This window comes from Aliiruegeria sabulilitoris (assembly GCF_001558155.1).
Lineage (GTDB): Bacteria > Pseudomonadota > Alphaproteobacteria > Rhodobacterales > Rhodobacteraceae > Tropicimonas > Tropicimonas sabulilitoris.
The window spans coordinates 195,461-214,843 of the sequence record NZ_LOAS01000003.1 but is presented as its reverse complement, the minus strand read 5'-3'; the positions used below and the strand labels follow the sequence as shown (position 1 = coordinate 214,843).

At 63.2% G+C, this 19,383-nt stretch carries 18 protein-coding genes; 10 read left to right on the top strand and 8 right to left on the bottom strand.

Translation table 11 applies throughout. The features are described from left to right. The first annotated feature begins 20 nt into the window (after positions 1–20). Positions 21–728 carry an outer membrane protein gene (locus tag AX756_RS05455; RefSeq protein WP_068309438.1) on the top strand — a complete coding sequence of 236 codons (708 nt, stop codon included), beginning with the start codon at positions 21–23 and terminating at the stop codon, positions 726–728. Between the two features lie 252 nt (positions 729–980). Here AX756_RS05455 and AX756_RS05450 read toward each other — a convergent pair whose 3' ends face one another. The 3 genes from AX756_RS05450 to AX756_RS05440 all read right to left on the bottom strand — a co-directional run bounded on the left by AX756_RS05450 (position 981) and on the right by AX756_RS05440 (position 4,086). Then, positions 981–2,144, bottom strand: a complete 1,164-nt coding sequence (locus tag AX756_RS05450; RefSeq protein ID WP_068309569.1) for a M20 aminoacylase family protein — start codon at positions 2,142–2,144, stop codon at positions 981–983. A gap of 20 nt (positions 2,145–2,164) precedes the next feature. Next, positions 2,165–2,635 (bottom strand): MarR family winged helix-turn-helix transcriptional regulator, encoded by a 471-nt coding sequence (locus AX756_RS05445; RefSeq protein ID WP_068309437.1) that lies wholly within the window; start codon positions 2,633–2,635, stop codon positions 2,165–2,167. Positions 2,636–2,787: 152 nt separating this feature from the next. Continuing rightward, entirely contained in the window at positions 2,788–4,086 is a 1,299-nt protein-coding gene (locus AX756_RS05440) for a DUF3422 family protein (protein WP_068309436.1), read from the bottom strand. 153 nt (positions 4,087–4,239) lie between these two features. Here AX756_RS05440 and AX756_RS05435 point away from each other — a divergent pair, with 153 nt between their 5' ends. The 7 genes from AX756_RS05435 (at position 4,240) to rsmA (ending at position 13,016) form a co-directional block, all read left to right on the top strand. Then, a complete protein-coding gene (locus AX756_RS05435; protein ID WP_068309435.1) occupies positions 4,240–5,202 on the top strand; it encodes an NAD(P)-dependent oxidoreductase in 963 nt (320 codons plus the stop codon). A gap of 215 nt (positions 5,203–5,417) precedes the next feature. Continuing rightward, positions 5,418–6,548 carry an LPS export ABC transporter permease LptF gene (gene lptF / locus AX756_RS05430; RefSeq protein WP_082738949.1) on the top strand — a complete coding sequence of 377 codons (1,131 nt, stop codon included), beginning with the start codon at positions 5,418–5,420 and terminating at the stop codon, positions 6,546–6,548. Next, positions 6,545–7,651 (top strand): LPS export ABC transporter permease LptG, encoded by a 1,107-nt coding sequence (gene lptG / locus AX756_RS05425; protein ID WP_068309432.1) that lies wholly within the window; start codon positions 6,545–6,547, stop codon positions 7,649–7,651. Before lptF ends, lptG begins: the two co-directional genes overlap by 4 nt. Beyond that, a complete protein-coding gene (locus tag AX756_RS05420) occupies positions 7,651–9,819 on the top strand; it encodes an LPS-assembly protein LptD (RefSeq protein WP_068309430.1) in 2,169 nt (722 codons plus the stop codon). The genes lptG and AX756_RS05420 overlap by 1 nt, the downstream gene beginning before the upstream one ends. Positions 9,820–9,906: 87 nt before the next feature. Next, positions 9,907–11,148, top strand: coding sequence for a peptidylprolyl isomerase (locus AX756_RS05415; RefSeq protein ID WP_068309428.1), 1,242 nt, complete (start codon positions 9,907–9,909; stop codon positions 11,146–11,148). After that, a complete protein-coding gene (pdxA, locus tag AX756_RS05410; RefSeq protein ID WP_068309426.1) occupies positions 11,148–12,128 on the top strand; it encodes a 4-hydroxythreonine-4-phosphate dehydrogenase PdxA in 981 nt (326 codons plus the stop codon). The genes AX756_RS05415 and pdxA overlap by 1 nt, the downstream gene beginning before the upstream one ends. Before the next feature lie 33 nt (positions 12,129–12,161). Continuing rightward, positions 12,162–13,016 carry a 16S rRNA (adenine(1518)-N(6)/adenine(1519)-N(6))-dimethyltransferase RsmA gene (rsmA, locus tag AX756_RS05405; RefSeq protein ID WP_068309424.1) on the top strand — a complete coding sequence of 285 codons (855 nt, stop codon included), beginning with the start codon at positions 12,162–12,164 and terminating at the stop codon, positions 13,014–13,016. 253 nt (positions 13,017–13,269) lie between these two features. Here the strand turns inward: rsmA and AX756_RS05400 are convergent, their stop codons facing one another. Both AX756_RS05400 and AX756_RS05395 read right to left on the bottom strand, forming a co-directional pair. Then, positions 13,270–13,743, bottom strand: a complete 474-nt coding sequence (locus AX756_RS05400; RefSeq protein WP_068309422.1) for a DUF4188 domain-containing protein — start codon at positions 13,741–13,743, stop codon at positions 13,270–13,272. A gap of 453 nt (positions 13,744–14,196) precedes the next feature. Continuing rightward, on the bottom strand, positions 14,197–15,213 hold the full coding sequence (locus tag AX756_RS05395) for a DUF808 domain-containing protein (RefSeq protein WP_068309420.1): 1,017 nt from the start codon (positions 15,211–15,213) through the stop codon (positions 14,197–14,199). A 145-nt stretch (positions 15,214–15,358) separates the two neighbouring features. On the opposite strand from AX756_RS05395, the gene AX756_RS26005 reads away from it, so the two are divergent. Further along, positions 15,359–15,499 (top strand): hypothetical protein, encoded by a 141-nt coding sequence (locus tag AX756_RS26005; protein WP_170307687.1) that lies wholly within the window; start codon positions 15,359–15,361, stop codon positions 15,497–15,499. 12 nt (positions 15,500–15,511) lie between these two features. Here the strand turns inward: AX756_RS26005 and coaD are convergent, their stop codons facing one another. The 3 genes from coaD to AX756_RS05380 form a co-directional block, all read right to left on the bottom strand. Continuing rightward, positions 15,512–16,012: a pantetheine-phosphate adenylyltransferase gene (gene coaD, locus AX756_RS05390; protein ID WP_068309568.1), complete on the bottom strand. Its 501-nt coding sequence runs from the start codon at positions 16,010–16,012 to the stop codon at positions 15,512–15,514. 286 nt (positions 16,013–16,298) lie between these two features. Continuing rightward, positions 16,299–16,733: a CBS domain-containing protein gene (locus AX756_RS05385; protein WP_068309418.1), complete on the bottom strand. Its 435-nt coding sequence runs from the start codon at positions 16,731–16,733 to the stop codon at positions 16,299–16,301. Further along, a complete protein-coding gene (locus tag AX756_RS05380) occupies positions 16,730–17,698 on the bottom strand; it encodes a LysR family transcriptional regulator (protein ID WP_082738961.1) in 969 nt (322 codons plus the stop codon). Before AX756_RS05380 ends, AX756_RS05385 begins: the two co-directional genes overlap by 4 nt. Positions 17,699–17,798: 100 nt before the next feature. Between AX756_RS05380 and AX756_RS05375 the strand changes: the two genes are divergently transcribed. Further along, positions 17,799–19,298 carry a CoA-acylating methylmalonate-semialdehyde dehydrogenase gene (locus AX756_RS05375; RefSeq protein WP_068309567.1) on the top strand — a complete coding sequence of 500 codons (1,500 nt, stop codon included), beginning with the start codon at positions 17,799–17,801 and terminating at the stop codon, positions 19,296–19,298. Positions 19,299–19,383: the final 85 nt, after the last annotated feature.

Below are 19,383 nucleotides of genomic sequence, written 5' to 3'. Positions count from 1 at the left end.
AAAAGACGACAGGCAACATCATGAACACATCGCAAATCGCACTCGCGGTCGCGTTGACTGCTTTCTGCGGCCCGGCCCTGGCTGGCGGGCTTGCGCCGAGCGCGCCCGAACCGCAGCCGCTGATCGAGGTCAACTCCGGCCCCACCGGATTCGAAGGCGCCTATATCGGTGCCAGCCTCGGCTACAACTTCCCCGGCGACGACAAGGTTGGCGTGAAGGGCCCCGGCATTTCCGGAACCGACAATATCGGCGATCTGGACATGGGCGGCGGGTCTGTTGCGGTACAGGCCGGCTATCGCTGGGACCTGAACCCCGCCATCATTGGTGTCGAGCTTGGCGCAACCTTTGGCGATATCGGCGCCGATTTCGACAATGACGACGGCGAGGGCGAGAACACGCTCGACTATGCCGTCTCCCTTCGCGGATCGCTTGGCTGGGAAGCCACCACCGACACATTGCTCTACGGTTTCGCAGGCGCATCGCACGGGAAATTCGACTACTCGGTCGATCGCGCAGCCGGCGGCGACATTTCCGAGGAATACGGCCGCACCGGCTATCTCGGCGGGGTTGGCGTGGAGCGGAACATCTCCGGCAACTGGTCCCTCCGGGGCGAATACCAATACACCAATTACGGCAACGAGAAGCTGAGCAATGCCGACTACTCGACCGAGGCAACGCCGGATTACCACTCGGTCACCCTGGGCCTGAACTACCGCTTCGGCGGCTGATCAACGCGGCTGGAAACCGGAACGGAGCCTGAAACGGCGGCAATCTGCAATCTGGAGCTTGTCGTCGTTATGGCCCGCGCGGGAAGGATCCTGCGGAGGCATTTGGAAAAGAGGAAGCCGGTTCGGGCCATTCACCTTTCTCCAAATATCCCGCGGGAAGGCTTGCAAGAGCGTGGGGGCAAAGCCCCCTCTTCCAACATCAGAAACGCAGGCGAAACGCCGAGAGCCGACCGCGCAATTATGCCCGGTGTCTCAGCCCACAGGCATCCGCTGTTCGACGATTTCCGCCCACCAGGAACAGCCCGCCGGAATGGCCTCGTCCGAGAAATTGTATTCCGCATGGTGCACCATGGCCGTATCGCCATTGCCCACGAGGATATAGGCACCGGGCCGTTCTTCGAGCATGAAGGAGAAATCCTCGCCGCCCATGATCAACGGCGCCTCCCGGCACTCTCCGGCAACCGAGGCCGCCACCGCTGCGGCGAACTCTGTCTGTTCGGCCCAATTCACCATTACCGGGTAATTCCGATAGTATTTTAGTTTGGCCTGACCGCCGAAGGTTGCGGCGGTGCCTTCAGTGATTTCCTTCAACCGTTTCTCGCCCAGGTCGCGCAATTCCGACTTCAGCGTGCGAATGGTCCCCTTCAGCACGACCTTTTGCGGGATCACGTTAAAGGCGGTGGAGGACGTCTCGAAGCTCGTGATCGAGACGACCATCTGCTCCACCGGGTTGGCATTGCGCGAAACGATGGATTGCAGTGCGACCACCAGATGAGATGCCATCAGCGTGGTGTCGATCGTCTCGTGCGGCTTGGCAGCGTGACCGCCCTTGCCTTCCAACTCGATCTGGAAGTGATCGGCCGAGGCAAAGAACGGTCCCGGCCGGATGGCGAAGGTTCCCACCTCGATGCCCGGCCAGTTATGCATGCCATAGACTTCCTGGATGCCGAAACGCTCCATCAACCCGTCATCGCACATGGCCTTGCCGCCGGCGCCACCCTCTTCGGCGGGCTGGAAGATCACCACCGCCGTTCCGTCGAAATTCCGCGTCTCGGCGATGTACTTGGCCGCCCCCAGAAGCATCGCCGTGTGCCCGTCATGGCCGCAGGCATGCATCGCGCCGGGGTTTTGCGAGGCATAGGGCAGCCCGGTTTCCTCGACGATGGGCAGCGCGTCCATATCAGCGCGCAACCCGATCACCCGGCCTTGCGTGTCCTTGCGTCCGCGAATGACGCCCACGACACCGGTGCGGCCGATACCGCTCACCACCTCGTCGCAACCGAACGCCTTCAACTGCTCGGCCACGAAAGCCGAGGTGCGATGGGTTTCGTAGAGCAGTTCGGGATGGGCGTGCAGGTCCCTCCGCCATGCCGTGATTTCATCGTGAAGCTCAGCCAGGCGGTTCTTGACGGGCATGCGGGCCATCCTTGGGGTGATTAAAGGGCGCTCCGATCGCGTCGGAGGATTTGCGGCAGCGGATGATCGTACACGTCGAGAAAACGTTCAAGCAGTTCGGAAAGCTTTTCCCATTCCGCCCCGCCCATGCGGGCACGGACTTCCTCGTCGATCTCCTGGGCCATGGGCGCGCAGTCCGAAACGATCTCCCTGCCCTTGTCTGTCAGCGTCAGGCTGATCGCACGGCGGTCGGTTTCGGGAATGTCCCGCAGTACGAGCCCCTCGCGCACCAGGCGATCGACATAGCGGCCGAACGTGGTCGCATCGTAGCCGAGGGAATCGGCGCAGAGCCCTTGCCGGATGCCGGGATTGCACCCGATCACGAACAGCACCCCGAGATAGGGCGCTTTGATCTCGGTTTCGCTTCCGACCCTGCCATCGAGGCGTTGCGCGAAACGCGCGGCGACTTGCAGGAAGAGACCGGGGAAGGAGTCAGAGGAGGATATCGACATGAGAGGATCTTTGGGCCATTCGACAGGTTCGGTCGTTCGGTATGACCAAATGATCAAAAACTCAATGCGACCGACAGCCCAATTTTCGCTTTAATTCCCGAGACCTACCCAAAAGGACAAGGTTGGAACGAAAAAAACGTAATGACGTCTCGTCAATGCACGCCCTTTCGAATGCGGCGGATCATCATGAAGACCAGCAGCACGACAACCGGGGTCAAGAGCGCGGTGGCCAGCCCCTTGGACAGGCCGAGCAGTTCAAAAAGTGGATATGTGGCATAGCTGACGAGGTTCAGCGCGTAGTAGCTGATGGCGACGACCGAGAGCCCTTCCACCGTCTCCTGCAACCGCAAGGCAAGGTCGGCCCGGCGATCCATGCTTTCCAGAAGGCGCTGGTTCTGCGCCTGTCGTTCCACGTCGACCCGCGTGCGCAACAGGTCGCCCGCCCGCGCGGCGCGTTCGGCCATCGCCCGAAGCCGCTGCTCGGTGGAACGCACGGTCCGCATGGCCGGATCGTAGCGCCGGGTCATGAACTCGGTGAAGGTCTGCCGCCCTTCGAAACGAGACTCGCGCAGCACGTCGATGCGGTCATGCAGGATCGCCTCGTAGGCCGCTGTTGCCCCGAACCGGAAGGAGGAACTGGCCAGAAGGCTTTCCAGCTCGGCGGAGATTTCCAGAAGCTGGTCCAGCGACTCGTCAGCCGGGCTGTTCTCGCCGGTCAGATCGCTCATCAGGTGAGTCAGGCGGGCATCGAGCGTGCCCATCCGCTCGCTCAGCTCGCGCGCACGCGGCAGGCCGAGCAGCGACATCGCCTTGTAGATCTCGATCTCGGTCAGCCGCTGCACGATCCGCCCGGTCCGGCGCTGGCTGATATCGGGACGCACGAACACCGCGAAGCGCATGTGACCGGCTGTATCGATGCGGAAATCGCCCGCCAGCACGGCGGCGTCGTCCAGAACCTGTGCCGCCGCGACGCTCTCGGAGACGAACCATTCGGAGAGCTTGAGGCCGACTCCGGCGTCGTCCTCCTCCAGCCTCTCGATCCGGATCATCGCCGAGGTCATCCGCGCGCCCGGCGCCTCGGCCAGCCAGTCGGCCGGCAGCAGCTCATAGGCCGTGGGATCGAAGGGGCGCTCCTCCAGCCCGTCGATGAAGAGCGTGTAAGTGGTGAACTCGGTATGGCATTCCCATTTCAGCTTGTGCCGCCCCAACTCGCCGAACCAATGCGTCGCGCCGGGCTTCGGATGATCGGCCCCGAAGCGGTCCAGCAGCGCGATCAGGTGGGCACGGTCCAGCGATTTGTCGCGCGCGGCCGCGTCGCGCGGCGCCTTGAGCGCGAGAAACAGCGCGTGCGCAGGCGCATCCAGCGAGGGAAAGGGCCGCGCATGCATTTCATTGGCCAGCTCGAAGCGGCGGGGATGATCGGCCAGGGGGGCACGTGTCTCGGGTGTCATGGCGCCAATAAACCCTCTGGCGACAAGGCTGTAAAAAGAATTCTGGGCATTCCTTGGCATACCGCCGCAGCGACGGCCGGATGTCGCAGACAGGCGGTTTTCGGGCCGGCATTGCCCCTTTGATCGGGAGAAACAGTCAGGGAGACGCCAATCATGAAGATCGGTTTCATCGGGTTGGGCAATGTCGGCGGCAAACTTGCCGGCAGCCTGCTGCGCAATGGCCATGAATTGGTGGTGCGCGATCTGGACGCCACGGCGATGGCGCCATTCGTTGCGCGCGGTGCAGCGGCGGGCGACAGCCCCGCGCAGATGGCACGCGATTGCGAGCTTCTTATCACCTGCCTGCCCAGCCCGTCGGCATGTGCCGCCGTGATGGAAGGGCCCGACGGGCTGCTGGAAGGGCTTGGCGCGGGCAAGATCTGGGCCGAGATGTCCACCACGGATTCGGGCGAGATCGTGCGCCTCTCCGCGTTGGTTCGGGCCACGGGCGCCGAAGCGATCGAATGTCCCGTCTCGGGGGGCTGCCACCGCGCCGATACGGGCAATATCTCGATCTTCGCCGGTTGCACGCGCGAAAGTTTCGAGCGCGTCCTGCCCGTTCTGACCACGCTTGGCCGGCGTGTTCTGCACACGGGCGATATCGGCACCGCCTCGGTGCTCAAGGTGATGACCAATTACCTAGCCACCGCTAACCTGGTGACGCTCTGCGAGGCGCTGGTCACCTGCAAGGCGGCCGGGATGGACCTTGCCACGACCTACGAGGCGATCCGGATTTCCTCGGGCAATTCCTTCGTGCATGAAACCGAGAGTCAGGTGATCCTGAACGGCTCGCGGGACATTTCCTTCACCATGGACCTTGTGAACAAGGATATCGGCCTATTCCAGGCGCTGGCCGAGATGCACGGGGTGCCGCTTGAGGTCTCGCCGCTGCTCAACCGGATCTTTCAGGATGGCGAGGCGCGCTATGGCGGCCGGGAGCTGTCGCCCAACATCATCCGGCGCCTCGAAGAGGCCACCGGCCTCGACATCCGCGCGCCGGGCTTCCCCGCCGAAATGGTCGATGACGAGCCCGAGGAGCGGGGATACGAAGTGCGCCCGAGGGGCCGGGATGGCTGAGCGCGGGCGCCGGGTGCGCTCCGGCCATGGACTGTTTTGGTTCCTCCGAGCGCCCCCGATCCGCCAAGGGCAGATGCATCCGTGTAACGTTCAGGAAAATTAACACTTCAAAACGGCGGAAAACCAAGCAAACTGACGCAATCCGAAATCGGCAGGTTCCTTCGCCGCGACGAATTCTGTAACTCGAAGAGAAACCGTCAAACAGGCCGTGCAGCGTGAGAAGATTCGACCGATATTTTACCTATCAGCTGATGGTACTCTTCGGCTTTTTTTCCATGGTGCTGGTCTCTGTCTACTGGATCAACCGGGCGGTGATCCTGTTCGATCAGATTCTCTCCGACGGCCAGTCCGCGGGAACCTTTTTCACCCTGACCCTCTACACCCTGCCCAATGTCGTGCGCATGGTGCTGCCGATCTCGGCCTTCGTCGCCTCGGTCTATGTCACCAACCGGCTGACCACCGAGAGCGAACTGGTCATCACCCAGGCCGTCGGCATGTCGCCCTCGCGCATGGCGCGGCCGGTTTTCATCTTCGGGCTGTTCGCCTCGCTGCTGATGGCCGTTCTGGTGCATTTCCTTGTGCCGACCAGCCGCATCCAGATGGCCGAACAGATGGAAGAACTGGAGGCCGATATCGCCACGCAGATGCTGACGGAGGGGCGTTTCCTGCATCCGGCCCGCGGCATTACCTTCTACATCCGTTCCATCGAGCGTGACGGCGAAATGCGGGATGTGTACCTGTCCGACGCCCGCACCAAGGGCACCCGCACCGATTACCTCGCGCCCAAGGCCTACCTGGTGCAGGATGACAGCGGCCCCAAGCTGGTCATGCTGGACGGCGCGGCCCACACGTTCGACAAGCAGGACAGGCGCCTGTCCATCACCACTTTCGACAGCTTCACCTATAATGTCGGCGCGCTGATGACCAGTTCGGGACGCGGCAAGCGCGACTTGCGGGAATTCGACACGCTGACGCTGTTCAACCCGACCGAGGAAGACCTCGACAGCGCGCGCGGCGACAGGGCACGTTTCCTCTACGAGGGGCATTTGCGCATCGCGCAGCCCTTCAACCCGCTCATCGTCTCCCTCATGGGCTTTTCCGCGCTGATGCTGGGCGGGTTCAGCCGGTTCGGCGTCTGGCCGCAGATCGGGCTGGCGGTGGCCTTGATCATCCTGTTGCAGGCCGCCGAGAACGTCACCGCCGATATCGCGCGGCGCGATGCCACTCTCTGGCCGCTGGTCTACCTGCCCAGTCTCCTCGGAGTGCTGGCAACCTCGACCATGCTGTGGATGGCCAGCCGGCCATCGCTTCTGAAACGTGTCAAACGTCCGGAGGCGACCGCATGAAGCTGCAATTCTACGTCGCCCGGAAATTCCTGTGGATCACCGTCGGCCTGTTCGCGACCTTCGCCATCTTCATGATCCTGCTCGACATGGTCGAACAGATGCGCCAGTTCGACGCCGCTGAGCTGTCCTTTGGCGGCGCGTTGCTGCTGTCGAGCCTGTCGGTGCCGGAAACTCTCTATCTCATCCTGCCGCTGATCGTGATGCTGTCCACGCTGGCGCTGTTTTTGTCGTTGGCGCGCACCTCCGAGCTGGTGGTCATCCGTGCCGCCGGCCGCTCGGCGATCCGGGCGATCATTGCCCCTGTCATGGCCGCCTTCATGATTGGCGTTCTCGGCGTTGTCATCATGAACCCCATCGTGGCCGCGACCAAACATGCCTACGAGCAGCGCGCGGCAGAATTCTCGGGCAAGGGCGGCTCGACCTTTTCCGTCAGCCGCGAAGGGCTCTGGCTCCGGCAGGGCGATGCCGATGGGCAGACGGTCATCCATGCCGAGCGCGCCAATCACGATGGCTCGGAACTCTACAACGTCACCTTCGTCACCTTCGGGCCGGACGAGGACGGCAACAGCACGGCGCAGCGCCGGGCGGACGCGAAGTCGGCCGCGCTCGAGTTGACCGGCTGGAACCTGACCGATGTGAAGGTCTGGTGGCTGGAGGAAGAGAACCCGGAATCCGGCGCGGTGTTGCACGACACGCTGTATATCCCCTCGAACCTGACCCAGGAACAGATCCGCGACAGCTTCGGATCGCCCTCCTCGGTGCCGATCTGGGATCTGCCGGCCTTCATCGAGGATCTCGACAATGCCGGCTTCTCGGCGCGCACCCATCGCGTCTGGTTCCAGATGGAACTGGCGCTGCCCTTCTTCATCGCCTCCATGGTGCTGATCGGCGCGGGCTTCACCATGCGCCATACCCGTTTCGGCCGCACCGGCCTCATGGTCCTGCTGGCTTTGCTGATGGGCTTCGGCGCCTTCTTCATCCGCAACTTCGCCCAGATTCTTGGCCAGAACGGGGATATCCCGGTTATGTTGGCGGCCTGGGCCCCACCGGCCATCGCGTTCCTGATGTCGCTGGGGTTACTGCTCCACACGGAGGACGGCTGATGGGCAGGAGGAAAGACAGCCGGGTTCGCCATATCGCGGGCGCAGCGTTGGCGCTCGCCGTCCTGAGCGGTGCGTCGGCGGCACCGGCGCAGGAAGCGCAAGCCCTGCCCTCGACCCTGATCGCAGACCGTGTTTCCATAGACGCCAATGGCGTTCTGGTGGCCAGCGGCAATGTCGAGGCGATGCAGGGCACGTATCACCTCAAGGCCAGCCAGATCACCTACGACCCGAACAGCGAGACCCTCGATATCGCGGGGCCGATCATCCTTCAGGACGGGCCGAACTCGGTGGTGCTGGCCGACAGCGCGCAGCTTTCAACGGACCTGCGCGAGGGCTTGCTCGACTCCGCCCGCGTGGTTCTGGACCAGCAATTGCAGATCTCGGCTGTGGAGCTGCACCGCGTCTCCGGCCGCTACAACCAGCTCTACAACACTGTCGCCTCCTCCTGCGAGGTCTGCGCCAAACGCCCGATCCCGGTCTGGCAGATCCGCTCGAAACGGGTCGTGCACGATCAGGAAGAAAAGCAGATCTATTTCGATCACGCCTTTTTCGAAGTTCTGGGTGTGCCCGTCTTCTATGCGCCGCAGCTCCGCCTGCCGGATCCGACACTGGAACGCGCCCGCGGCTTCCTGACGCCGTCGATCCGCAACACCAGCGACCTCGGCACCGGGATCAAGCTGCCCTATTTCATTCCGCTGGGCCGAAGCAAGGACGTGACGCTCACGCCCTATGTCTCCGCCGGGGCCGGATATACGCAGACATTGGAACTGCGCTACCGGCAGGCCTTCCGCCGCGGGTATTTCGAGATGAACGGGGCGGTGAGCAATGACAGCCTGCTCGAAGACGAGCTGCGCGCCTATGTTGTCGGCAATGGCTATTTCAGCCTCCCGCGCGACTTTTTCCTGAGCTTCGATATCGAAAAGGCGAGCGACGAGGATTACCTCAACGACTATGATTACAATTCCGGCAAGGACCGGCTCGACAGTGCCGTGGCCGTGCAACGGATCCGCAAGGACAAGCTCTTCAAGGCCGAGGTCATCTTCTACGAGTCGCTGCGCTCGGAGGACAATAACGAGTACCAGCCCTACCGGGTGACCGATATCAACTTCGACCGACGGCTGGTGCCCGCGCAAATCGGCGGCATTCTCAACCTCGGCTTCGATCTTCACGGCCACCAGCGCCGATCCGAAGAGGACGTGCTCGGCCGCGACGTGGCCCGGCTCTCCGGAACCGTCGACTGGAAGCGAAACTGGGTCGGCCCCGCGGGGCTGCTCTTTGGCACCGAGCTCGGCTCTTTCCTCGACCACACCGAGGTCTCGCATGACAGCAATTTCGACTCCTCCGTGACCGAATTCGCCCCCTATGGCGTGGCGGAGATGCGCTGGCCCCTGATTCGACAGGGCAGCCGCGCCACCCATGTGATCGAACCGGTGATGCAGCTCGTCTGGAGCCGCGAAAACGACGAGGACACGCCCACCGACGAGAGCACCCAGCTGGAATTCGACTCCGGCAACCTGTTCTCGCTCTCTCGCTTCCCCGCTGCCGACGAACGCGAAGAGGGGCTTCGGGCCAATCTCGGCATCAGCTGGACACGGTCGGACCCTACCGGCTGGTCCATGCGCTGGACCTTTGGGCGCATCCTGCGCTCGGAGGATCTCGGCCAGTTCGACGGCTATGGTATTTTCGAGGGAACGAAATCCGACTGGCTGGGCGAGGTCCTGTTCGACCTTCCAAATCGGCTGTCCATCGCCAACCGCGCCACTTTCGACGATGATCTCGCTTTTTCCCGCAACGAGCTGCGGCTCGATTGGGACAGGGACAATTTCGACATCGGCACGAGCTTTATCTGGCTGGAAGATAACATCACCGAGTCCCGCTACTACGAAACGCAGGAATGGTCCATCGAGGCGGATTGGGACGTGAACGATCGGCTCTCCACGACGCTCGACTGGCGTTACGACATGACGTTGGACCGGGCCGCCTCGACCGAGATCGGCCTCGAGTACCGGACCGAATGCGTGGATTACGATTTCGCCTTCGAGCAGAGCTACAGCGATTACGACCAGACATCGCCGGATACGAGTTTCACCTTCCAGGTCAATCTGGCCGGTATCGGAAATACGGGAAAGGGCCGCACGCGGCCGGTCAGGCTGGGCTGTCGTGGCTAGAGCGGCTTGTCGGGCCGCGCTGGCTGTCCTAGAACGCGGGAGACCACGGCGGAATGCCGGCGGCAGGCAGGAGCGAGGCAAAGCGCAATGATCCGAGACATTTTTGCGGGTGGAGCAAAGTTGGCAGCGCTGGCACTGGCGGCGGGCCTGTCGCTGACAGCGGGTCAGGGTGTTGCGCAATCCGGCAATCCCTTTGCCCCGGTCGTCTATGTCAATGACCGCGCGATCACCAATTTCGAGGTCAGCCAGCGCATGACGCTTCTGGGACTGTTCCGCACCCCGGGCGATATCCGGCAAGTCGCGCTCGACCAGCTGATCGACGACCGCCTTCGGCTCGACGCAGCGGAATCCGTGGGGATTATCCTTCCGCAGGAAGCGATAAACGCCGGCATCGCCGAATTTGCCGAGCGTGCCAACATGGAACCGGAGCAATTCATCGAGGCCCTCGAAGGCGCCGGCGTTGCCCAGGAGACCATGCGCGATTTCGTGAAGGCCGGGCTTGGCTGGCGCGAATTGGTGCGCGGCCTGTATGGCCAGCGTGCCCAGATCACCGAGGCCGAGGTTGATCGGGCTCTGGCGGAGAACGGTATCGGCGGCGCCGAGGTCGAGCTGGCCGAGATCCGGCTGTCCGCCGGAACGAGCCAGCAACGCGCCCGCGCCCAACGGCTCGCGCTGGACCTGAGCCAGACGATCCGAGGCCGCGAGCAGTTCGCCGCCGCCGCGGAACGGTATTCGGACGCCGGCTCCGCATCGAATGGCGGACGGACCGGCAGGATTGTCAATGTCGACACGCTCTCGCCCGAACTGCGCGAAGAGGTCCTGTCGATGTCGGTGGGCGGCGTGAGCGAGCCGATCGACGAAGGCAGCACTATCGCGGTCTACCAGTTGCTTGGCCTGCGCGAGACGGAGGGGAAAACACCCGCCGACCGCACCATAGAATACGCCGAGTACCTGATCCCGGGCGGACGCAGCGAGGCCGCCCTGAAAGAGGCCGCAAAGGTGGCCGGCAAGGTTGACCGCTGCGACGATTTCTACGGGATCAATCGCAAGAACGCCCCAGAGCGCCTGATGATCCATACCAAGCCGGTGAACGAAGTTCCCGGCGACGTGGCACAGGAGCTGGCCAAGATGGACGAGGGTGAGGTTTCAACCTCGCTGACCCGTGGCGGCAACTTGTTGATGGTCATGCTGTGTTCGCGCACGCCAGCCGTCGAGGATGCCGCGAACCGCACGTTCGTACGGCGCCAGCTGTTCTCGCAGCGCCTCGCCGTCTATGGCAACGGCTACTTGGCCGAGCTCAAGGCGGGTGCCATCATTCGGTACCCGTGATGGCGCCCCCCCTGCCCCCGGTCATGACCTGCGGCGAGCCGGCGGGCGTCGGCCCGGAAATCGCGGCGCACGCCTGGAACGAACTGCGCGACAGCCTGCCTTTCGCCTGGCTGGGCGACCCTGCGCATCTGCCCATGGGCACCGATTGGATCGAAATCGCGGAACCGGCGGAGGCGCTCTCGGTCTCGGCCACGGCGTTGCCGGTCCTCGTGCATCGCTTTCCCGGCCCCGCCATTCCGGGTGAACCCAAGGCCAGCAATGCCGCCGAGGTGATCGCGGTGATCGCCCGCGCGGTCGAGCTTGCCCAGCAGGGCCGCGCCGGTGCCGTCGTGACCGCTCCGATCAACAAGAAGGCGCTGCAGGACGGGGCCGGCTTCGCTTATCCCGGCCACACGGAATATCTCGCGGCACTTGGCGGCGTAGATCACGTCGTGATGATGCTCGCCTGCGAGGCGTTGCGCGTCGTGCCGACAACCATCCATATCGCGCTGAACGAGGTCCCCGCTGCTTTCACGCCCGCGCTGCTCGCCCGCACGATCCGCATCACCGCGCGCGCCTTGCAACAGGATTTCGGCATTGCCGCACCCCGGCTAGCTGTCGCAGGGCTCAACCCCCATGCCGGTGAAGGCGGCGCGATGGGCTACGAGGAGCTGGAATGGATCTCGCCGCTGCTCGACGAATTGCGCGGCGAAGGTTTTGACCTGATTGGCCCGCTGCCGTCGGACACGATGTTCCACCCCGAAGCCCGCGCCCGCTACGACGCCGCCATCTGCGCCTATCACGACCAAGCCCTGATCCCGATCAAGACGCTGGATTTTGCCCGGGGCGTGAACGTGACGCTCGGCCTGCCGTTCATCCGCACTTCGCCCGATCACGGCACCGCCTTTGACATCGCCGGCAAGGGCATCGCCGATATCCGCTCTACCGTCGAAGCGCTGCGCATGGCCGACCAAATGGCCGCGCGCCGGGCAACGCTGTGAGCCCGCGGCCGGTCGAAGCGAGGAAGGATTCCGATGAGCGCGATTGACGGCCTGCCACCGCTGCGCGAGGTGATCACCACCCACGGCCTCGCGGCCAAGAAATCGCTGGGACAGAATTTCCTGCTCGATCTGAACCTCACCGCCCGGATCGCCCGCATCCCCGGAGATCTTTCGCAAGCCAGCGTGCTGGAAGTCGGCCCCGGCCCCGGCGGGCTGACCCGCGGGTTGTTGGCCGAAGGGGCCGGCCACGTGCTTGCCATCGAGAAGGATTCCCGTTGCCTGCCCGCGCTTAACGAAATTTCAGACGCCTATCCCGGACGGTTGGAAATTCTCGAAGGCGACGCGCTGGAAATCGATCCACTGGCCCATCTGCAAGCCCCGATCCATGTCGTGGCCAATCTTCCCTACAACGTGGGCACGGAGCTGCTCATCCGCTGGTTGACGCCGGATAGCTGGCCGCCCTATTGGGCCTCACTGACGCTGATGTTTCAGCAAGAGGTGGCCGAGCGGATCGTGGCCCAGCCCGGCGACAAGGCCTATGGCCGCCTCGCGGTGCTCGCGCAATGGCGCTGCGAGACACGTATCGCCCTGCGCCTGCCGCCCGAGGCATTCACGCCGCCGCCCAAGGTGCATTCGGCCGTGGTCCATCTGCGCCCGCGCCCCGCACCGCTCTTTGACGCCGACCCTGAGATTCTCAGCCACGTCGTCGCCGTTGCCTTCAACCAGCGCCGCAAGATGCTGCGCTCCGCGTTGAAGGGATTGGGCGGAGACGTGGAAGCGCTGCTGTCGGAGGCCAGCATCGTGCCGACGGAACGCGCCGAAAGGGTCTCAATCGAACGCTTCGCCGCGCTCGCCCGCGCGTTTGCGGCGCGACAGGCCGCCTCTTAGCGCAAAAATAGACGGAAGAATCGGCATATTGTGTTGGTCCGCCATGCGGGACTAGAACGCCGTTCGAACTTGCCGGGCCAGTGCTCCCTTCCTGCTCAAAGCTGCCGCTCGGCGTAGCTCGACGTATGCGGCAGAGCGGGTCTAAACCGACATTGAACCCGCTGCGCTCTCAGGAACGTCGTGTTTTTGGTCTGAACCGGGAAAGCTGTGTGGGAGACCGGGACGTGGTGGTTGATGGACAATCCGTGCGGGGTCAGCGCCCGAGGCGTTGTTTGGCAGCATCGCGATTGCCAGTTGCGGGTACGAGTTCCGCGACCTTCCCGAGCCCAAAGGCTGGCATTCCGGAGTAGATCGCCTCATAGGCCCCAGCTTTCACCAGATAGGTTTCATGCCATATCCCAACATCGCCGCGCCGTTTCTTGTAGCGGCGATTGAACTCGACCCACTCGGGGAAGTGCTCCCGGTCCTTTGAGCGGGCGTATGCTTCGAGATGCTCGAAACTCCGCCAGTATTGGACATTGATCAAGCTGCTAAGGGTTTGACATCCAAGAAACCCGGTTTCCTCGCTCGACATGATCGAGAGTTCCTTGAGCATCTTCGGCATGGTCTTCGAGAACCATAGAATATCCCGGATTCGCCACCACTTGTTTATCCGAGCCCCGATCAGAAACACGACGAAATCGCCCTCGATGTGTGCGGCAAGTCTTTCGGCTTTGATGTCTGACATGTGTCTATAGCTCCGATCCGAGGCCGCCAATGCATCCGAGTGGTTTATGGCATTCCCGCGATGCTAGTGAGGAACGCACAGGCTCACAACAAAAACGATGTCCGTTGGAGAGAGGCACGTCGAGGGTTGAAAGCGGACCGCACTTTGTTCAGCCGACCCGGCAACGAAGTCTCAGACAACCGCAAGGTCTGTGTGGCTGCCGAAGGTCGTGGCAGTGGCGAGCGGGCAATTTGGGCTCGAAGCCGACATCAGCCCTGGCAATGTCGTCTTCAACCCGAAGCTTCCCAACGCGAAATGCGGACGCCCCCACATAAGGAGGCGCCCCCCGCGCTCCAGGACGCGCTCCCCCTAGGATATTTCCAGCAGAAGAATGTAGGCAATCGCGTTTGCTTCTGACCCAAAACATCCCCTGCGGAGCAAAAGTCCGAAGGATCGTTCCGAAAAGACCCGAGCCTAGTGCTGCTGTTCCCGCTTCCCGGAAAACAGGCTGAAGATCGGTGCGAGGAGATAGGTCGCTACCGGAACCAGAAGCAGGCCCAGCAACAGACCGAAAATACCGTCCAGCACGGCTGTCACCAGCCATTTGACGAAGCCGGACCAGCTCTCGGCCACGACATGGGCGGCGGCATAAGCGAGATCGTGGATCTCGTGTCCGATGAGTCCGAACCCGATTTCCTCAAGGCCATGCACGACGATGCTGCCACCGACCCAGAGCATTGCCAGAGTTCCGACAAGCGTCAGCAGTTTCATGAAACCGGGCATGCCATGCACGATCCCGCGCCCGATGGAGCGTGTCACACCCAGCCGACCGTGATCCGCCATGGCAACGCCAATGTCATCGGCCTTCACGATAAGCGCAACCGAGCCATAGACCAGCGCAGTAATGCCCACCGCGACCAGCGCCAGGGTGAGCGCCTCGGTCCAGAAGCCGGAATCGGGAATGGCGGAGAGCGCGATGGTCATGATCTCGGCCGAAAGGATGAAGTCGGTCTTGATGGCGCCGGCGACCCGGCTTTCCTCCAGCCCCGCCGCGTCTTCCAGATCCTCCAGATGGCCCGCGTCATGGTGATGCGGCATCAGCCAGTGCAGCACCTTTTCCGCCCCTTCGAAACAGAGGTACCCCCCGCCCAGCATCAGCAGAGGCGCGATCGCCCAGGGCGCGAAGTTGCTCAGAAGTAGCGCCGCAGGCAGCAATATCAGCAGCTTGTTCTTGATCGACCCGAAGGCGATGCGGCCGACAATGGGCAATTCGCGTTCGGCGGAGAATCCCATCGTGTATTTCGGCGTCACGGCAGCATCGTCGATCACCGCGCCGGCGGCCTTGGTGCCGGCCTTCATTGCATCGTCGATCACGCCCCCGGCCACCTTGGCCGTGGTCTTGGCCGCCTGCCCGGCGATATCGTCCACCGAGGCCGCAGCGACCTTGGCCAGTGCTGCAACATCGTCCAGAAGGGCAAGCAATCCACTCATGACAACCTCTTTCGGCCTGATCCGCTCCGTCGCAGGTTACAGGCATTTATCCCGTATTAGAAACAGCCCAATTGCGCTGGCGAATTGAACTCCCCCAAGCCAACCGTTAAGCCGACCGCAGAATATCTGTGACAAGGAAGCCCCCATGAGCAATCGCAGCTGGTTCATCCTGGCCCTTGTCATCGCCGCCCTGATCGGACTGAACTTCCTGTTCGGATGGCAGATGCACATATTTCTCGGCCGGAAATTCGACGCTCTGATCGAATGGATGGCCTTCTGGCGGTGAAGCGTCGGAAACTCAGCAATCCGTGCCGAGTTTTTCCCGAAGGGCGGTACGCACGTCCGGGGGCACGAATTTCGACACATTGCCGCCGAGCCGCGCGATCTCCTTGACCAGCTTGGAGGCAATCGCCTGGTGCTGAGCCTCGGCCATCAGGAACACCGTCTCGATGGAATCGTCCAGTCGGCGGTTCATTCCAACCATCTGGAATTCATACTCGAAATCGGCCACCGCGCGCAGGCCGCGAATGATCATCCTGGCGCCGACATCGCGGGCGCAATCGATCAACAGGTTCTCGAACGGATGCGCCACGATCTCGCAGCCGGTTTCCTCGGAAATTCGGGTGCACTCGGCCTCAATCATGCTGACGCGCTCTTCAAGGCTGAACAGCGGCCCCTTGTCCCGGTTGATCGCAACCCCGATGACGAGCCGATCCACCAGCACCGTGGCCCGGCGAATGATGTCGATATGGCCCATCGTGACGGGGTCGAAGGTTCCGGGGTAAAGTCCCACGCGCATCGCCATGGCTCCTGATCTCCTCCGTCCCGCCCCCGGCCACTTCCTTTGGCCAGAAATGGGCGCCTACGAATCTTTCGCGTGGCCTTAACATGCCGCATTGCAGCGATCTAGACCATTCTTCCCCGGACATCCGGAAGGTTCCAGCCTTGCAACAGGCCTATTCCTATTGGATTTTTCTGGTCCGACGCCGCTTTGGACGCCCGGGCCGGGTTTCACACACCCCGCCCGGCTGGCAAAACCGCCCCGTCGAGGGCGCCGACCGGCCCCCTCGCCCGGAGTGGTTCCGTCAGTAGCCCATGATCATGCCTTCGAGCGCATCTTTCTCCATGGCAAGCTCCGTCAGCCGCGCCTTGACCACGTCGCCCAGGGTGATGATCCCGATCATCGTGCCATCCGCGACCACGGGCATGTGGCGAAAACGCCCTTCGGTCATGCGGCCCAGAACGGATTCGGCCTCGTCGCCCAGCCCGCAGGTCTCGATCATCTTCGTCATCATGTCATCGACCGTGTCGGCCATGCAGCTCGCCCCGCGCTTGCCGAGCTCCCGCACGATATCGCGCTCCGACAGGATCCCCTCAAAGTGCAATCCATCCTCTGAAATCACGACAGAACCGATCCGCTTCTCCGAAAGCACGGCGGCGGCGGCCTCCACGCTGGTGCCCGGGGCGACGGTAATGACGCCTTCGGTTCCCTTGGACTTAAGAATTTGTTGAACAATCATACCGCTGTGTCCTCCCTGCGAATGCCTTGCGTTTCTCTTTCTCCAGCGTCCTCCGAGGGAGCGCGTCCTGTCAATGCCTCTCGCACGCGGATCATTTCCCGGCGCATACCGCCCACCAGCAGTTCCGCGAAGGCCGAGAGGCGCTGCACACGGGCATCATCGGCGTGCCGGATAAGGTAGAAGCTGCGCGTGAGCGCGAAGGCCTTCGGCAAGACGCGTTCGAGGATCCGGTCTCCGAGCAGCGCGAAATCATGGGTCACCGCAACGCCGGCGCCCTGCCGCGCCATCTGGTATTGCACCGCCACCGAGTTGCTGGCCAGCACCGGGCGATCCGCGCCGAGGTCGTGGAAATACTCCAACTCCTTGTCGAAAATCATCTCGGGGATATAGCCGATCAGCCGATGCGCCTTGAGATCTTCCAGCGTCGCAATCGGCGCGGCCGAGGCCAGGTAATCGCGCGAAGCGGCCAGAACCAGTTGGTAATCGACGATCTTCTGCACCGTGAGGCGGCCGGCCTCGGGGCGGCTCACGCCAATGGCCATGTCGGCCTCGCGGCGGTTGAGATTGAACAGCCGCGGCAACGCCACGATCTGCACTTCCAGCTCCGGGTGGGTTGCCACGATCCGCGAGACGACCTTTGGCAGCAGAAAATTGGCACAGCCATCGGGTGCACCGATCCGCACCACGCCCGAGAGCCGGTCCCCCTGCCCGCGCACCGCGTCCTCGGCATGGGTCATCGCCTGCTCGGCCTCCTGCGCATGCGGCAGCAGCCGCTCGCCCGCACCGGTCAGCGCGTAGCCGTTTGAGGATTTCAGGAACAGCGCCGCGCCCAGCCCGTCCTCGAGCCGCGACACCCGCCGCCCGATCGTCGCCGGATCCAGTTTCAGCGCGTTTCCCGCCGCCGACAGGCTGCCCTGCCGCGCGACAGCAAGGAACACGCGCAGATCGTCCCAACTTGCCGCCATCTCCCGTCCCTTGCAAAAATGCAAAATGATTTTGGCAACCTGCCGCTTCTCACTGCATTTGCGCAAGGGTATTGTTGCGCCAACAGTCAAGGAGGACCCCATGGATCAAATCGGTCACTACATCAACGGCGCCCGCGTTGCCGGCGCTTCCGGCCGCACGGCGGATGTCTTCAACCCGGCCACCGGCGAGGTTCAGGCACAGGTCGCGCTGGCCTCGAAAGCCGAGGTCGACGCGATCATCGCCAAGGCCGCCGCCGCCCAACCCGCATGGGGGGCCACCAACCCGCAGCGCCGCGCCCGCGTGATGATGAAGGTCGTGGACCTGCTCAACCGCGACATGGACAAGTTGGCCGAGGCGCTCTCGCGTGAGCATGGCAAGACCTTCCCCGATGCCAAGGGCGACGTGCAGCGCGGCCTGGAAGTGATCGAGTTCTGCATCGGCGCGCCGCATCTGCTCAAGGGCGAGTATACCGACGGCGCCGGCCCCGGCATCGACATGTATTCCATGCGCCAGCCGCTGGGCGTCGTGGCCGGCATCACGCCGTTCAACTTCCCCGCCATGATCCCGCTGTGGAAAGCCGGCCCGGCGCTCGCCTCCGGCAATGCCTTCATCCTGAAGCCTTCCGAGCGTGACCCCTCCGTGCCGCTGATGCTGGCCGAGATCTTCAAGGAGGCCGGCCTGCCCGATGGCTGTTTCCAGGTCATCAATGGCGACAAGGAAGCGGTGGACGCGATCCTCGACAACGAGACCATCCAGGCGATCGGCTTCGTAGGTTCCACGCCCATCGCGCAATACATCTACAGCCGCGGCTGCGCCAACGGAAAGCGCGTGCAGTGCTTCGGCGGCGCCAAGAACCACATGATCGTCATGCCGGACGCGGACATGGAACAGGCCGCCGACGCGCTAGTGGGCGCGGGCTACGGCGCGGCAGGAGAGCGCTGCATGGCGATCTCGGTGGCCGTGCCGGTGGGTGACGAGACGGCGGACCGCCTGATCGCCGCGCTGAAGCCGCGCATCGAGTCGCTGAAAGTGGGCCCCTACACCGCCGGTGACGATGTCGACTTCGGTCCGCTGGTGACCGCCGCCGCCAAGGCGAACGTGCAGCGTCTGGTCCAGACCGGCATCGACCAGGGCGCCGAGCTTGTCATCGACGGGCGCGACTTCTCGCTGCAAGGCTACGAGGACGGCTTCTTCGTCGGCCCGCATCTCTTCGACCGCGTGACCAAGGACATGGACATCTACAAGACCGAGATCTTCGGCCCGGTCCTGTCCACCGTGCGCGCAGAGACCTACGAGGAAGCCATCGGGCTCGCCATGGACCACGAATATGGCAACGGCACCGCGATCTTCACCCGCGATGGCGACACCGCGCGCGATTTCGCCAGCCGGATCAATATCGGCATGGTCGGCATCAACGTTCCGATCCCGGTTCCGCTGGCCTACCACTCCTTCGGCGGCTGGAAGAAATCCGGCTTCGGCGACCTGAACCAGCACGGCACGGACGGGTTCAAGTTCTACACTCGCACCAAGACCGTTACCGCCCGCTGGCCCTCGGGCATCAAGGAAGGCGCGGCGCTGAACTTCAAGGCAATGGACTGAATAGACAAGCCGAACAGATAAAAAGGGGTAACCCGACCAGACTGGCCGGGTTACCCGTTGTCCGATTTCTTGTACGATCCTTTGG

What these genes read in the sequence shown, in the direction of transcription:
- AX756_RS05455 (WP_068309438.1), top strand. Translation starts at nt 21, where the DNA reads ATGAACACATCGCAAATCGCACTCGCGGTCGCGTTGACTGCTTTCTGC.
- AX756_RS05450 (WP_068309569.1), bottom strand. Translation starts at nt 2,144, where the DNA reads ATGCCCGTCAAGAACCGCCTGGCTGAGCTTCACGATGAAATCACGGCA.
- AX756_RS05445 (WP_068309437.1), bottom strand. Translation starts at nt 2,635, where the DNA reads ATGTCGATATCCTCCTCTGACTCCTTCCCCGGTCTCTTCCTGCAAGTC.
- AX756_RS05440 (WP_068309436.1), bottom strand. Translation starts at nt 4,086, where the DNA reads ATGACACCCGAGACACGTGCCCCCCTGGCCGATCATCCCCGCCGCTTC.
- AX756_RS05435 (WP_068309435.1), top strand. Translation starts at nt 4,240, where the DNA reads ATGAAGATCGGTTTCATCGGGTTGGGCAATGTCGGCGGCAAACTTGCC.
- lptG (WP_068309432.1), top strand. Translation starts at nt 6,545, where the DNA reads ATGAAGCTGCAATTCTACGTCGCCCGGAAATTCCTGTGGATCACCGTC.
- AX756_RS05420 (WP_068309430.1), top strand. Translation starts at nt 7,651, where the DNA reads ATGGGCAGGAGGAAAGACAGCCGGGTTCGCCATATCGCGGGCGCAGCG.
- AX756_RS05415 (WP_068309428.1), top strand. Translation starts at nt 9,907, where the DNA reads ATGATCCGAGACATTTTTGCGGGTGGAGCAAAGTTGGCAGCGCTGGCA.
- pdxA (WP_068309426.1), top strand. Translation starts at nt 11,148, where the DNA reads ATGGCGCCCCCCCTGCCCCCGGTCATGACCTGCGGCGAGCCGGCGGGC.
- rsmA (WP_068309424.1), top strand. Translation starts at nt 12,162, where the DNA reads ATGAGCGCGATTGACGGCCTGCCACCGCTGCGCGAGGTGATCACCACC.
- AX756_RS05400 (WP_068309422.1), bottom strand. Translation starts at nt 13,743, where the DNA reads ATGTCAGACATCAAAGCCGAAAGACTTGCCGCACACATCGAGGGCGAT.
- AX756_RS05395 (WP_068309420.1), bottom strand. Translation starts at nt 15,213, where the DNA reads ATGAGTGGATTGCTTGCCCTTCTGGACGATGTTGCAGCACTGGCCAAG.
- AX756_RS26005 (WP_170307687.1), top strand. Translation starts at nt 15,359, where the DNA reads ATGAGCAATCGCAGCTGGTTCATCCTGGCCCTTGTCATCGCCGCCCTG.
- coaD (WP_068309568.1), bottom strand. Translation starts at nt 16,012, where the DNA reads ATGCGCGTGGGACTTTACCCCGGAACCTTCGACCCCGTCACGATGGGC.
- AX756_RS05385 (WP_068309418.1), bottom strand. Translation starts at nt 16,733, where the DNA reads ATGATTGTTCAACAAATTCTTAAGTCCAAGGGAACCGAAGGCGTCATT.
- AX756_RS05380 (WP_082738961.1), bottom strand. Translation starts at nt 17,698, where the DNA reads ATGGCGGCAAGTTGGGACGATCTGCGCGTGTTCCTTGCTGTCGCGCGG.
- AX756_RS05375 (WP_068309567.1), top strand. Translation starts at nt 17,799, where the DNA reads ATGGATCAAATCGGTCACTACATCAACGGCGCCCGCGTTGCCGGCGCT.